At 62.6% G+C, this 14,517-nt stretch carries 10 protein-coding genes; 4 read left to right on the forward strand and 6 right to left on the reverse strand.

The window, feature by feature from the left end; genetic code table 11:
• Positions 1-75 precede the first annotated feature (75 nt).
• The 4 genes from HX830_RS24105 to acnA form a co-directional block, all read right to left on the reverse strand.
• Positions 76-1,686 carry a hypothetical protein gene (locus tag HX830_RS24105; protein ID WP_256350607.1) on the reverse strand — a complete coding sequence of 537 codons (1,611 nt, stop codon included), beginning with the start codon at positions 1,684-1,686 and terminating at the stop codon, positions 76-78.
• A gap of 595 nt (positions 1,687-2,281) precedes the next feature.
• Positions 2,282-3,847: a methyl-accepting chemotaxis protein gene (locus HX830_RS24110; protein ID WP_177103028.1), complete on the reverse strand. Its 1,566-nt coding sequence runs from the start codon at positions 3,845-3,847 to the stop codon at positions 2,282-2,284.
• Positions 3,848-4,060: 213 nt separating this feature from the next.
• Entirely contained in the window at positions 4,061-4,852 is a 792-nt protein-coding gene (locus HX830_RS24115) for a CPBP family intramembrane glutamic endopeptidase (RefSeq protein WP_177103030.1), read from the reverse strand.
• A 387-nt stretch (positions 4,853-5,239) separates the two neighbouring features.
• On the reverse strand, positions 5,240-7,981 hold the full coding sequence (acnA, locus tag HX830_RS24120) for an aconitate hydratase AcnA (RefSeq protein ID WP_177103032.1): 2,742 nt from the start codon (positions 7,979-7,981) through the stop codon (positions 5,240-5,242).
• 162 nt (positions 7,982-8,143) lie between these two features.
• On the opposite strand from acnA, the gene rlmM reads away from it, so the two are divergent.
• Positions 8,144-9,211, forward strand: a complete 1,068-nt coding sequence (rlmM, locus tag HX830_RS24125; RefSeq protein WP_177103034.1) for a 23S rRNA (cytidine(2498)-2'-O)-methyltransferase RlmM — start codon at positions 8,144-8,146, stop codon at positions 9,209-9,211.
• 26 nt (positions 9,212-9,237) lie between these two features.
• Positions 9,238-9,489, forward strand: a complete 252-nt coding sequence (gene tusA / locus HX830_RS24130; RefSeq protein ID WP_103499689.1) for a sulfurtransferase TusA — start codon at positions 9,238-9,240, stop codon at positions 9,487-9,489.
• Here the strand turns inward: tusA and HX830_RS24135 are convergent.
• Complete coding sequence (locus tag HX830_RS24135; RefSeq protein WP_177103036.1) at positions 9,486-10,895, reverse strand: MATE family efflux transporter; 1,410 nt, start codon at positions 10,893-10,895, stop codon at positions 9,486-9,488. The two genes, tusA and HX830_RS24135, sit on opposite strands and share 4 nt — an antisense overlap.
• Before the next feature lie 184 nt (positions 10,896-11,079).
• Between HX830_RS24135 and pdxB the strand changes: the two genes are divergently transcribed.
• Positions 11,080-12,222 (forward strand): 4-phosphoerythronate dehydrogenase PdxB, encoded by a 1,143-nt coding sequence (gene pdxB, locus HX830_RS24140; protein WP_177103038.1) that lies wholly within the window; start codon positions 11,080-11,082, stop codon positions 12,220-12,222.
• A gap of 54 nt (positions 12,223-12,276) precedes the next feature.
• On the opposite strand, the gene HX830_RS24145 is transcribed toward pdxB, so the two are convergent.
• Positions 12,277-12,453 (reverse strand): PA1571 family protein, encoded by a 177-nt coding sequence (locus tag HX830_RS24145; protein ID WP_177103040.1) that lies wholly within the window; start codon positions 12,451-12,453, stop codon positions 12,277-12,279.
• A 258-nt stretch (positions 12,454-12,711) separates the two neighbouring features.
• Between HX830_RS24145 and HX830_RS24150 the strand changes: the two genes are divergently transcribed.
• On the forward strand, positions 12,712-14,490 hold the full coding sequence (locus HX830_RS24150) for an ABC transporter transmembrane domain-containing protein (RefSeq protein WP_177103050.1): 1,779 nt from the start codon (positions 12,712-12,714) through the stop codon (positions 14,488-14,490).
• Positions 14,491-14,517 lie beyond the last annotated feature (27 nt).

The raw sequence follows: 14,517 nt of genomic DNA on the forward strand, positions 1-14,517 counted from the left end.
GCGCGGTCATTGACGACCGTTTTGATCCGAAGCCCTCGACGAAGGATCGCCGAGGGCTTTTTTCGTGTCTGACGCTCAACGCGCCATGACGGTCGCGCGTGACGAGATGTAGACATCGGCGGGCAATGAGGTGACCCTCCCCAGCTCGCTGATCACCTCATAGCGGGCCCGGCCACGACCATGCTCGATAGCCATCAGGCGCGCCAGCGGCACCCGCAGCCGGCAGCCGTTGCGCAGTTCGTGCTCGCTGACCAGGCGTTCGCTGCTGAAGGCCGCGGCCTCGATCTCGTTGCCGCCAGTGAGGGCGTCGAAGCCGCAAAAGCGCAGGACGATGCGGTCGCCGACTTTCATGTTGCGGTAGGGGCTGATCAGCACCACCGTGCCCTCCGGGTCCTGGCGCGGGTCCACTACATTCAGCACGTTGGCCGCGGCGAACACCGGCTCCATCAGGCCCGCCGAGCCACCCGGCAACTGCATCTGGAAGATCACCGCGACCGATTGCTTGGGCGAGTAGGAGGTGTTCGGATTGCCTTCCCGGGTCACGGTGTACTGCACACTGATATCGACGCCGCAGCCTTGTTCGGCAATCAGGCTGTTCGGTACGTTGATCACCAGATAGCAGGCGGCCTCGACATCACGAGGGGTAATCAGGTGTACCAGCGGTTGGCTGGACTGGCCCCAGAACAGGTTGATCCGGTCGCCGGCCTGGAACGCCTTGCGCCAGGCGATGACCGCGTCGGCCGAGAGTTGTGCATTGTCCTCATCCAGGTAGTTGTCCAGCCGCCGGCCATTCGGATTCTTGCCCTTGATCAACGGCGCGGCCAGGGCCTCGTTGACCATCGTCTGCGGGGTCGGGTCCTGCGGGCCGGGCAGCTGCAAAAAAACCTCGAGTTCCAGTGTCGGTGAGGTGAACACCTCGCCATTGCGGCGAACCTGGTAGTTCAGCCGGGCCGGGCCGTCGCCGTGGCGGGAAATCACCAGATAACGCGCCATGACGTTCAGCAGCAAAGGCTTGTCCAGTTCGTGGGCGGTGATGATCCGCCTGGCGGCGGCCCGTTCGCCGTTCCACAGCACGCAGATTTCGTCGCCGATGGCGACATGCTGGTAGGTGGGCACCGCGATCTTCACGCCGATGCGGGCCTGGGCATCATGGACCTGGCCATTTTCCAGTTGCAGGGCCAGGGGTGCTTGCAGGTTGGCCGGTGCCTGCTGTAACTGCAACTTGAGCATGACCGCTTGCGAGCGCACGGAGGTATTGCCGGCGCGATCGCGGACGCTGTAACTCAGGGCGAATTCGCCGTTGCCCAGGTGTTCGAGGAAACTTCGGTCGACACTGAGCCGGATTTTATCGCTGCCGAGTTGATCGGCTTGCACGGTATGGCTGGGCCCGGCCTGCTCGCCCCAGTAACTTTGAATCACATCGCCCCACTGCATGTCGAAGTAACCGGGAACCGTGACGGTGAGTTGGTTGCCCAGGGCGACGAGTTCATGGTTGCTCAGGCCGTCGAGGGCGACGAGCGGAAGGATAAGGGCGGCGAGAAGAGTGCCGCCGGGTGGGCTGCGATCAATAACCAGGGGCGTGGTTTGCGACTGATAGGCGATTGCGCCCGGCCCCGTGCTGATTCGGTAACCAAGTTGATAAGTCCCTTCGACGGCGAGTGTGCTGACCGGGAGATGCGCATACAAGATATCACCCGATTGCAGAGGCGGCGTCAGTGGAATGGGGTCGCCAATCAATACATTGTTCCAGGTGAGTTGATAGCGGTCATCGGGCCGTGCATTCGGCCACAGTGGCAGGGAAACCGAAAGGGGACTGTCAAGCTCGCCGACTGGCAGCAGCCCATCCTCCGGGGCCGCTTGCTCGACACGGGGGGCGATAAGGTCCTCTTTCGTGAAGCGAGACTGTAGGGTGTTTACTAGATCCATCATAAGGATAGTCCTGCTATCTAATTGAGTGTTGTCAGGTCGTTTCACGGTCAGACGCGTTACCGATTATTGTGAGTGTTTTATGTCGGCACGTGCTGATCTGGCAAATAAGGCATGAACGTCTCAAGTGGGTAGTAACTATCTATGGGATGTCATGCCTGCTCTTTAACGAATAGTAACGGTTGAGCATTGTCAAGGGTTTTGCAGGGATGGTTTTGATGAGGCAAGTTGTGTCGGTTAAAGGTTTGTATGTTTTGGGAAGTTTCTTACTCTAAAAGTAGAGTTGATTGACTTTCTTCAGGCAATAAAAAACCCGATGACTATTAATCATCGGGTTTTCCGGGCGCTTTAACGATTACCGGTTAAAACGCTCCACCAACGAATACTGCGTGTTGGCGGTGCGGGTCAACTCTTCGCTCAAGTGCGCCGAGTCGTGCGCCTGCTCCGAGGTCTGGTCGGCCAGTTGCGCAATGGTGCTGATATTGCGGCTGATCTCTTCGGCCACCGAGCTTTGCTCTTCGGTGGCGGCGGCGATCTGGGTGGTCATGTCGGTGATATTGGCCACTGCTTCGCTGATCCCCACCAGCGCCGCATCGGCTTCCATGACTCGCGCCACGCCTTCCTGGGCCTGGCGGTGGCCGGCGTCCATGGTTTGCACGGCGTTGCCGGCGGTCTGTTGCAGCTTGGCGATCAGGGCGTGGATCTGGCCGGTGGATTCGCTGGTGCGTTGCGCCAGTTGACGCACTTCATCGGCAACCACCGCAAAACCACGACCCATTTCCCCGGCGCGGGCCGCTTCAATCGCCGCGTTCAAGGCCAGCAGGTTGGTCTGGTCGGCAATGCCCTTGATCACATCGACCACGCCGCCGATCTCGTCACTGTCCTTGGCCAACTGCGTAACCGTGCTGCCGGTCTCGCCGACCACCACCGACAGGCGCTCGATGGCCTCGCGGGTCTCGCCGGCGATATCACGACCGCGACTGGTCAGGCGATTGGCTTCCTGGGTCGCATCGGCCGTGCGCTGGACATGACTGGCGACTTCCTGGGTGGTGGCGGCCATCTGGTTGACGGCGGTGGCCACCTGCTCGGTTTCCTGGCGCTGGCGATCCAGGCCGGTGGAGCTTTTCTGCGCCAGTTCGTCGGACTTCTTCGCCTGGCTGGTCAGGTGCTCGGCGGTGTCCTGCAAGCGGGTCAGGCAGGTTTTCAGACGGGCTTCCTGGCTGAGGATGGACATTTCCAGACGGGCCTGGGCACCACGACTGTCGGTGTACATCTGCGCGATCAGTGGGTCGGAGGTGGTCTGTTCGGCTAACTGCAACAGGCGCTTGAGGCCGCGCTGCTGCCAGCTCAGGCCCATCAGCCCGAGCGGTACCGAGACCGCCGCGGCCAGGGCGAAGCCCCAGTAGGAGTTGAGCCAGATGCTGATCAGGAAGCTGACCTGGCTGACCAGGATAAACGGCAGCCAGTCCTGCAGTACCGGCAGCCACTTGTCGCGCCGCGGCACGGCCGACTTGCCCTGGTTGATGCGCTGGTACAGCGCCTCGGCACGGCGGATCTGCTCGGCGGTGGGTTTGATCCGCACCGATTCGTAGCCGATCACCTGGCTGCCTTCGAAAACGGGCGTCACATAGGCGTTGACCCAGTAATGGTCACCACTCTTGCAGCGGTTCTTGACAATGCCCATCCATGGCAGGCCTTGTTTCAGAGTGTTCCACATATGGGCAAACACCGCCTCCGGAACGTCCGGGTGGCGCACCAGGTTGTGGGGCGCGCGGATCAGTTCTTCGCGGGAAAATCCACTGATCTCGACAAAAGCGTCGTTGCAGTAGGTGATCACGCCTTTGGCGTCGGTAGTGGAAATCAACCGTTGCTGAGCGGGGAAGGTGCGTTCGCGTTGGGTAATGGGTTGGTTATTACGCATGGTTTCTCTATCCGCAAGGCTTTGACGGGTTGTCGGCAGGGCAGGGGAAATATTGAATATATTTTTCAACTTTCAGCGCCGGTTCATATTCTGGCCTTTGCGTACTCGTACCCGTCCTTGAATACGAGTCGAACACGCGTGAAGTTAATGTGTTCAGTTTCCCCTGGGGGTTAACCGAACGACAGTACCCAATAGGTACTATCGTTCGGTTTATCACGGTTGCAACATTGGATAAGTAAAGAAAACGAAGTGCACTGTATTAAGTGCGACATGGGTGGCGATGGCCGCGGCCAAACCGCCAAAACGGTAGGCCAGACCATAGCCGACACCGGCCAGTGTCGCCAGTAATGCCCATTGCCAGCCTGCCCCCAGGTGCGTCAGCCCGAAGATCAGCGCGGCGCCGAACAGCGCCAGGCTTTCTCCCCGTGGCAAGGATCTGAAGCAGCGACTCAGGCCGCCCTGGATATAGCCGCGAAACAGCACTTCCTCGACCAGGCTCACCAGCAGCAGGTTGTTCAGCAGCCAGAGCCCGCCCTCTTCTGGCCACTTCGGCGCCCAGTCGACGATGCCCAGGCTGATGGCGCCGCCCAGGGCCAGCAGCGAGGTCACGGCCCCGGCAAGCGCCGTAGTGCCCAGCACCCGTCGCGCGGAGCGGCGATTGACCACCCACGGGCAGACCAGCAGCAGCCAGAAGCCGACCAGCGGTTTATCGAGATTGAGGTACATGGTGAAAGGCACGGCGTCCGGGGTGAAACGCACCGCGCTGATCATCCGGCCATTCTCGAAGCCCGGCAGCCAGTGCAGGGCCAGGCCGATGGCGAGCAGCAGGAACAGGCCGTGACCCAGGTAACGAACCGGGCGATTGCGCTGCTGGAATGCCGCGGCACCGGTGGCCAGCAGCAGGGCGAAGGCGATCAGGCTGGGCAGCCCCAGATGGCCCACGCTCAAGGCCAGGGCATAACCCAGGGAAAGCAGGGCCAGATACGCCCAGGGCAAAACAGACATGCAGGGTCCTCTATTCGTTGAACAAGTAAATCCCGGTGTTGAGGGCCAACTATCATAACGTACGGGCCAGAGCCGCTGGCCAATGAAAAACAGCGGCCGTACCGGCGTGTTTTCAAGGCTGGGCTCCTCCAGCCCGGGCGATGAGGCACACTCTCAACGGCGGTTGTCAGGGATGTAGCATGACTCTGCGAGACTGAACGCATAAGTAGTGCGCGGAGGTTGCGCTGTGTTATTTGTGCGTGTGAGAGGCGATATTCGTGAAGGGAAGAAACTGTTTCGTCGTTTGTAAGATAGTATTTGGGGATGAATAACCGGGGGGCTGGCCGATCTGGCTTGAAAGGCGCACCGACCAACGCCGGCGCGCCTTCGCGCTATTTCATGGAACCATCAAGAAGCAATGAGTTGCCGTAATACGTAATGCAGGATTCCCCCGGCCTTGAAGTATTCCACTTCATTAAGCGTATCGATCCGACACAACACGTCGATTTTCTCCTGGCTGCCATCTTCACGGGTCAGGGTCAGTGGCAGGTTCATTCGCGGTTGCAGTTCGGTGCCGCTCAGTCCGCCGATACTCAGGGTTTCCCTGCCGGTCAGTTGCAGGCTCTTGCGGTTCTGGTCGAGCTTGAACTGCAAGGGCAGCACACCCATGCCCACCAGGTTGGAACGGTGGATACGCTCGAAACTCTCGGCGATCACCGCCTTGACTCCCAGCAGGTTGGTGCCCTTGGCGGCCCAGTCTCGGCTCGAGCCGGTGCCGTATTCCTGGCCGGCAATCACCACCAGTGGCGTGCCTTCGGCCTGATAACGCATGGCCGCGTCATAGATCGGCAGTTTTTCGCCGGACGGCACATGGAAGGTATTGCCACCTTCCTCGCCGCCGAGCATTTCGTTGCGGATGCGGATATTGGCAAAGGTGCCGCGCATCATCACTTCATGGTTGCCACGGCGCGAACCGTAGGAGTTGAAGTCCCGGGGTTCCACGCCCAGCTCGCGCAGATAACGTCCGGCGGGACTGTCGGCCTTGATATTGCCGGCGGGGGAGATGTGGTCGGTGGTCACCGAGTCGCCGAGCAGGGCCAGTACCCGTGCGCCTTCGATATCTTCGATCACCGGCAGGGGCCCGGCGATATTGTCGAAGAACGGCGGGTGCTGGATATAGGTCGAGTCCTTCTGCCAGACATAGGTGGCGGCCTGGGGGACTTCAATCGCCTGCCACTGGGCGTCGCCGGCGAAGACTTCGGCGTACTCCTTGTGGAACATGGCGGTATCGACCTGGGCCACCGCGTCAGCGATTTCCTTCTGGCTCGGCCAGATATCCCGCAGGTACACCGGCTTGCCGTCCTGGTCTTCGCCGAGCGGTTCGTGGCTGATATCGATGCGCACGCTGCCGGCCAGGGCGTAGGCCACTACCAGTGGCGGCGAGGCCAGCCAGTTGGTCTTCACCAACGGATGCACCCGGCCCTCGAAGTTACGGTTGCCGGACAACACCGAGGCGACGGTGAGGTCGGACTGGGTAATGGCTTTTTCAATCGGCTCGGGCAACGGCCCGGAGTTGCCGATGCAGGTGGTGCAGCCATAACCCACCAGGGCGAAGCCCAGTTCGTCGAGGTAGCGGGTCAGGCCGGCGGCCTTGTAGTAGTCGGTTACCACCTTGGAGCCGGGGGCCAGGGAACTCTTGACCCAGGGTTTGCGTTTCAGGCCTTTTTCCACGGCCTTCTTGGCCACCAGTCCGGCGGCCATCATCACGCTGGGGTTGGAAGTGTTGGTGCAGGAGGTAATGGCGGCAATGACCACCGCGCCATTTTTCAACCGGTAGGTTTGGCCTTCATAGCTGTAGTCGGCTTCACCGACCATATCCGCATTGCCCACCGCGACACCGCCGCCGCCTTCGCTTTCCAGGCGGCCTTCGTCCTTGTGCACGGGTTTGAATTGCAGCGCCATGAAGTCGTTGAAGGCTTGCGCGACATCCGGCAGCGACACCCGGTCCTGCGGACGTTTTGGCCCGGCCAGGCTGGCTTCGACGCTGGCCATGTCGAGGGCCAGGCTGTCGCTGAAGGCCGGCTCATGGCCCGGCAGCCGCCACAGGCCCTGGGCCTTGCTGTAGGCCTCCACCAGCTTGACGGTTTCGCTCGGCCGGCCGGACAGGCGCAGGTAATCCAGCGTCACCTCGTCCACCGGGAAGAAACCGCAGGTGGCGCCGTATTCCGGGGCCATGTTGGCGATGGTCGCGCGGTCCGCGAGGGGCAGTTCGGCGAGACCATCGCCGTAGAACTCGACAAACTTGCCGACCACGCCTTTCCTGCGCAGCATCTGGGTCACTGTCAGCACCAGGTCGGTGGCGGTGATACCTTCCTTGAGCTTGCCGGTGAGCTTGAAACCTATCACTTCGGGAATCAGCATCGACACCGGCTGGCCGAGCATCGCCGCTTCCGCCTCGATGCCGCCGACGCCCCAGCCGAGCACGCCGAGACCGTTGATCATGGTGGTGTGGGAGTCGGTGCCGACCAGGGTATCGGGGAAGGCATAGGTGCGGCCGTCCTCATCCTTGGTCCAGACGGTTCGGCCGAGGTACTCGAGGTTGACCTGATGGCAGATCCCGGTGCCCGGCGGCACCACGCTGAAATTGTCGAAGGCGTTCTGGCCCCAGCGCAGGAAAGCGTAGCGTTCGCCGTTGCGCTCCATTTCGATATCGACGTTCTCGCCGAAGGCCTGCGGCGTGGCGAATTTGTCGACCATCACCGAGTGGTCGATTACCAGGTCGACGGGGGAGAGCGGGTTGATCCGCTGCGGATCGCCGCCGGCCTTGGCCACGGCGGCGCGCATGGCGGCCAGGTCGACCACCGCCGGCACCCCGGTGAAGTCCTGCATCAGCACCCGGGCCGGGCGGTACTGGATTTCCCGGTCGGAGCTGCGGGTCTTGAGCCAGGCGGCGATGGCCTTGAGGTCGGCGCCGGTGACGGTCTTGTCGTCTTCCCAACGCAGCAGGTTTTCCAGCAGGACCTTGAGCGACATCGGCAGCTTGTCCAGGTTGCCGAGGGACTTGGCGGCATCCGGGAGGCTGAAATAGTGGTAGGTCTTGGCGCCTACCTCCAGGGTTTTAAGGGTTTTCAGGCTATCGAGGGAGGACATGAAATGACTCCTTGAGGCCCGCACGGCACGGGCCGGGTGGAACGAACAGAGCCTTAACGCTAGCTCCGATCGGGAAAACTGGCTAGTTACTGGACTCTATGGGCAGGTCCAAGGTTCCGAACTCGGCTATGATGCGCCGGTTTTAGTGACAGGCTGAGTTCAATGAACACCCTTTTTATGCATTGCCGTCCGGGCTTCGAAGGCGAAGTCTGCTCGGAGATTTCCGAGCACGCCGCGCGCCTGGACGTCCCGGGCTACGCCAAGGCCAAGACCAACAGCGCCTGCGCCGAGTTCGTCTGCAGCGACGACGACGGCGCCCGTCGTCTGATGAACGGCTTGCGTTTCGCCGAGTTGATCTTCCCCCGGCAGTGGGCGCGCGGGCGGTTCATCGACCTCCCGGAAACCGACCGTATCAGCGTGATCCTCGCTGAATTGGCGGCGTGGCCGACGTTCGGCAGCCTCTGGCTGGAAGTGGTCGATACCAACGATGGCAAGGAACTCTCGAACTTCTGCAAGAAATTCGAAGGCCCGCTGCGCAAGGCCCTGGTCCAGGCCGGCAAGCTGGTGGAGGACGCGCACAAGCCGCGCCTGTTGCTGACTTTCAAGAGCGGTCGGGAAGTCTTCCTCGGCCTGGCCGACGCGGACAATTCGGCGATGTGGCCGATGGGCATTCCCCGGCTCAAGTTCCCCAGGAGCGCCCCGAGCCGCTCGACCCTCAAGCTGGAAGAGGCCTGGCACCACTTTATCCCCCGCGACCAGTGGGACGAGCGCCTGCACAGCGACATGACCGGCGTCGACCTCGGCGCCGCGCCCGGCGGCTGGACCTGGCAACTGGTCAACCGGGGCATGCTGGTGACCGCCATCGACAACGGCCCGATGGCCGAAAGCCTGATGGACACCGGCCTGGTCCAGCATCTGATGGCCGACGGCTTCACCTTCAAGCCGAAACAGCCGGTGGACTGGATGGTCTGCGATATCGTCGAGAAACCGGCGCGCAATGCCGCCTTGCTCGAGACCTGGATCGGCGAGGGGCATTGCCGCGAGGCGGTGGTCAACCTCAAGTTGCCGATGAAGCAGCGTTATGCCGAAGTCCGGCGTTTGCTGGAGCGTATCGAAGAGGGCTTCAAGGCCCGTGGCATCCGGGTGGAGATCGGCTGCAAGCAGCTGTACCACGACCGTGAGGAAGTGACCTGCCACTTGCGTCGACTGGATGTGAAAAAAGCTGGATAATGCCGGCCTGGTTTCAGGAGTGAAGCATGACCCAACCCCACGACCCCGCCGTTGACGGCACCCTCGACGCCACCGGGCTCAATTGCCCGGAGCCGGTGATGATGTTGCACCAGCATATCCGCGACCTGGCGCCGGGGGGGCTGCTCAAGGTGATCGCCACCGATCCGTCGACCCGTCGCGATATCCCCAAGTTCTGCGTGTTTCTCGACCATGAACTGGTGGAGCAGCGCGAAGAGGCCGGTACCTACCTGTACTGGATTCGCAAGAAGCTCGACTAGGCAGTCGAGCGGCTCATCCGGATCCGCCTGCGCGCGCTGCGTACCAGGCGGATCGAGAGCATCACCGCCGCGCACGACAATCCCACGATCAAACCCTGCCACAGCCCGCTCGGGCCACTCGGCGCACCCAGCCAGTCGGTCAAGCCGAGGGCGTAGCCCACCGGCAAACCGATGCCCCAATAGGCGAACAACGTCAGGATCATGGTCACCCGGGTGTCCTGGTAACCGCGCAAGGCCCCGGCCGCCGTGACCTGGATCACATCCGAGATCTGGAACAGCGCCGAATACACGATCAGCATGGTTGCCACCTGGATCACCCGCGGATCGTTGGTGTAGAGGGTCGCCAGGTGTTCGCGAAACAGCAGCATCAGGCTCGCCGACAAACAGCCATAAGCCAGCGCCGTGGCCACTCCAACCCCAGCGGTAAAGCGCGCTTCACGGGGCTGTTCGCGGCCCAGGGCCTGGCCGACCCGTACGGTGATGGCCATGCTCAGGGAGTAGGGGACCATAAATACCAGCGAACTGATGTTCAGGGCGATCTGGTGCCCGGCCACCACCGTGGCGCCGAGGCTGCCGATCAGCAGGGCGATCACCGAGAAGATGCTGGCCTCGGCGAATACCGCGATGCCGATGGGCAGGCCGATATTCAGCAACCGCTTGATCACCGCCCACTGCGGCCACTCGAAATGGCTGAACACCTGGCTCGGCCGATAGACCTTGGCCCAGCGCACCCAGCCGGCCATGCCGAACAGCATGCACCACATCACGATGGCCGTGGCCCAGCCGCAGCCCGGTCCGCCCATGGCCGGCACGCCGAAGTGCCCGTAGATAAATACGTAGTTCAGCGGAATATTCAGCGCCAGCCCGCACAGGCCCAGGACCATGCTCGGCCGGGTGCGGCCCATGCCGTCGCTGCAGCAGCGCAGCACGTGATAGAGCGCCACCGTCGGCAGGCCGGTGCCGATGCCGCGCAGGTAGTCCATGCACGGGCCGATCAGCTCTGGGTCGACCTTCATCAAATGCAGGACCGGCTCGGCGTTGTAGAGGATCACGCCCGCCGCCAGGCCCACCGCCAGCGCCAGCCACAGGGCCTGGCGCACCAGCGGGCCGATCTCGGCCGGGGTTCCGGCGCCATGGCGCTGGGCGACCTTGGGGGTGGTCGCCAGCAGGATGCCGGTCATCAGCAGGAACACCGGCACCCAGATCGAGTTGCCCAGCGCCACCGCTGCCAGGTCGCGGGGGCTGACCCGGCCGGCCATCACCGCGTCGACGAAGCCCATGGCGGTATGCGCCAGTTGGGCAATGATGATCGGCAGGGCCAGGCCCAGCAGGTTACGCAGTTCCAGGCGGACCCGGGCCGGGCGGCTCAGAGGCGGGGTGTCAGATGTTGCAGTGAGGCTGTTCACCGATGATGTATCCAGGCATGACGCGAAAAACCGCCGATTCTACCTGTTGACGCAGGAGTCAGGTAATCGCCGGTTGTAGCTCATTTGTAAGGTCGAAGTTCCGCCAGGGACAGGAGGCTTGACGCTTGGCTGGCCCTCGGACGCTGACTGCGCCTACACTGCGCCCTTGCCCAAGGAGCCTGCCATGCTGATTGTTGCCGACGAAAATATTCCCCTGATCGATGCCTTCTTTGCCGGTTTTGGCGAGATCCGTCGCTTGCCGGGCCGCAGCATCGACCGGGCGGCGGTGGCCGAGGCGGATGTGTTGCTGGTGCGTTCGGTGACCCCGGTCAGCCGCGAGTTGCTCGAAGGCAGCCCGGTGCGCTTTGTCGGCACCTGCACCATCGGCACTGACCACCTGGATCTCGACTACTTCGAGCAGGCCGGCATTCACTGGTCCAGCGCTCCCGGCTGCAATGCTCGTGGAGTGGTCGACTATGTGCTGGGCAGCCTGCTGACCCTGGCGGAAATCGAAGGCGCGGACCTTACCGCGCGCACCTATGGGGTGGTCGGCGCGGGTGAAGTCGGCGGGCGGCTGATCAAGGTCCTGCGCGGGCTGGGCTGGAACGTCCTGGTCTGCGATCCGCCGCGGCAGGCGGCTGGAGGCGGCGATTATGTCAGCCTGGAGCAGATCATCGAGCAGTGCGATGTGATCAGCCTGCACACGCCCTTGACCCGCACGGGCGAGCAACCCACCTGGCATCTGCTCGATCGCCGGCGCCTGGAGCAGCTCAGGCCCGGTACCTGGCTGATCAACGCCGCGCGCGGTCCGGTGGTGGATAACGCCGCGCTGCGCGAAGTGTTGCTGGCCCGCGACGACCTGCAGGCGGTGCTGGACGTCTGGGAGGCCGAGCCGCAAGTGGATGTCGCCCTGGCCGACTTGTGCGTACTGGGCTCGCCGCATATCGCCGGGTACAGCCTCGACGGCAAGCAACGCGGTACCGCGCAGATCTACCAGGCGTTCTGCGCCTTTCTCGACCAGGCCCCCACGGTCGGTCTCGATGAACTGCTACCCAAGCCCTGGCTGGCGCAGGTCACCCTCAATGCCGGTAGCGACCCGGCCTGGGCCATGGCGATGATCTGTCGCGGGGTCTATGACCCACGGCGTGACGATGCGGATTTCCGCCGCAGCCTGACCGGCAACGTGGCCGAGCAGAAGGTCGCGTTCGACCTGCTGCGCAAACACTATCCCGAGCGCCGGGAAATCGAAGGCTTGCCGGTGAAGATCAACGGCGACGACGAAGTGCTGCGCAAGCTGGTGTTGGCCCTGGGGGCTGTCCTGTTGTAGACGCAGGCATAAAAAACCCGGCAGCGAGGCCGGGTCAAGGGGGAGTTCGGGCTGTCAGTCTTGCTCAGCAGGCTTGACCAAGCGCTGTTCCAGTTCGCGGCAGGCGTCCTGGATCATTTCTTCGGTGATCGGCACTTCACGGCCCTGTGCGTCGATAATCGCGCAGCCCAATTTCTGCGGGCAGGGACGAATCACCGGAATCTGGTTGTTGCTGCTGTTTTGCAAATCCATGGCCTGTCTCCTCGCTCAGGTTTCGTCATCAGGTTCAACTAGAGATTATAAGCGTCGCATGACCAGCCTGTGACAACAGGCTACAAGCAGGGCCATGGAACCAGTGCAGCAGAAACCGCCCGTCACCGCCAGAGAGGCTTTAGACCAATACTTTCTAGGGATTAGCATGCACGGTCATAATTAATCCGATTGATTGCGTTTTGCATAAGTTCCTTCCCGGTTCGGTGTAGGCTCTGTCTTCGTCGCCCAACGGATTCCTTGCCCATGCTCTCTGCACGCCATCGCCGCGCCATTCGCCTGGCCAGTCGTTTTGTCGCCCCTTATCGCTGGCAGGCGGCCGGTGCCCTGGTGGCGCTGATCGTCACCGCCGCCATCACCCTGTCCATGGGCCAGGGTATCCGCCTGCTGGTGGACAAGGGGTTCATGACCCAGTCGCCGCAGTTGCTCAACCAGTCCATCGGCTTGTTCATGCTGCTGGTCCTGGGCCTGGCGGTGGGCACTTTCGCGCGGTTCTACCTGGTGTCCTGGATTGGCGAGCGGGTGGTGGCGGATATTCGCCGGCAGGTGTTCAACCACCTGATCTACCTGCACCCGGGGTTCTACGAGAACAACCGCAGTTCGGAAATCCAGTCACGCCTGACCGCCGACACCACGCTGTTGCAGTCGGTGATCGGCTCGTCGCTCTCGCTGTTCCTGCGCAATGCACTGATGGTGATTGGCGGGGTGGTGCTGCTGTTTATCACCAACCCCAAGCTCACCAGCATCGTGGTGATCGCCTTGCCGCTGGTGCTGGTGCCGATCCTGATCTTTGGTCGCCGGGTGCGTGGCCTGTCGCGGCTGAGCCAGGATCGGATTGCCGATGTCGGCAGCTATGTCAGCGAAACCCTCGGCCAGATCAAGACCGTGCAGGCCTACAACCACCAGGTGCAGGACGAGCGGCGCTTTGCCGTGACCGTCGAGCAGGCCTTCGAGACGGCGCGCAAGCGCATCGTGCAACGGGCCTGGCTGATTACCCTGGTGATCGTGCTGGTGCTGGGCGCGGTGGCGGTGATGCTCTGGGTCGGCGGCATGGACGTGATGGCCGGGAAGATTTCCGGCGGCGAACTGGCGGCCTTTGTCTTCTACAGCCTGATCGTCGGTAGCGCCTTCGGCACCCTCAGCGAGGTGATTGGTGAGTTGCAGCGGGCGGCGGGAGCGGGGGAGCGGATCGGTGAGTTGTTGCAGTCGAGCAATGAAATCACCGCGCCGGTCGGCGGCGGTGTGAAGCTGGCCGAACGGGTCAGCGGCAACCTGGTGCTGGAGAATCTGCGCTTCAGCTACCCCTCGCGTCCGGACAGCCATGCCATCGATGGCCTGAACCTGACAGTCAGGGCTGGAGAGACCCTGGCCCTGGTCGGGCCGTCGGGGGCGGGTAAATCCACGGTGTTCGACCTGTTGCTGCGTTTCTACGATCCACAACAGGGGCGCCTGCTGCTCGATGGTCAGCCCTTGACCGAGCTGGACCCGCAGGACCTGCGTCGTTGCTTTGCGCTGGTTTCGCAAAGCCCGGCGCTGTTCTTTGGCAGCGTCGAGGAAAATATCCGCTACGGCAACCCGGCGGCCAGCGACGCCCAGGTCCGCGAGGCGGCACGTATCGCCCATGCCCACGAATTTATCGAGCAAATGCCTGATGGCTATCGCACGCACCTGGGGGATGGCGGCCTGGGGCTATCCGGCGGCCAACGACAACGCCTGGCGATTGCCCGGGCATTGCTGGTGGATGCGCCGATCCTGCTGCTGGACGAAGCCACCAGCGCCCTTGATGCCCAGAGCGAACACTTGATCCAGGAAGCGCTGCCAAGCCTGATGCACGGCCGCACCACCCTGGTGATCGCCCATCGCCTGGCCACGGTGCAGAACGCCGACCGGATCGCGGTGATGGACCAGGGCAAGCTGGTGGCGATCGGCACCCACTCCCAGTTGATCGCGAGCAACCCGTTGTACGCGCGGCTGGCGGCGTTGCAGTTCAATGCGCGGGAGTCCGTGGTGCACGAGTGATGTGCTTGGACTTCCAGGTTCGGGCAT

The sequence above is a fragment of the Pseudomonas gingeri genome, assembly GCF_013385425.1.
Classification (GTDB): Bacteria; Pseudomonadota; Gammaproteobacteria; order Pseudomonadales; family Pseudomonadaceae; genus Aquipseudomonas; species Aquipseudomonas gingeri_D.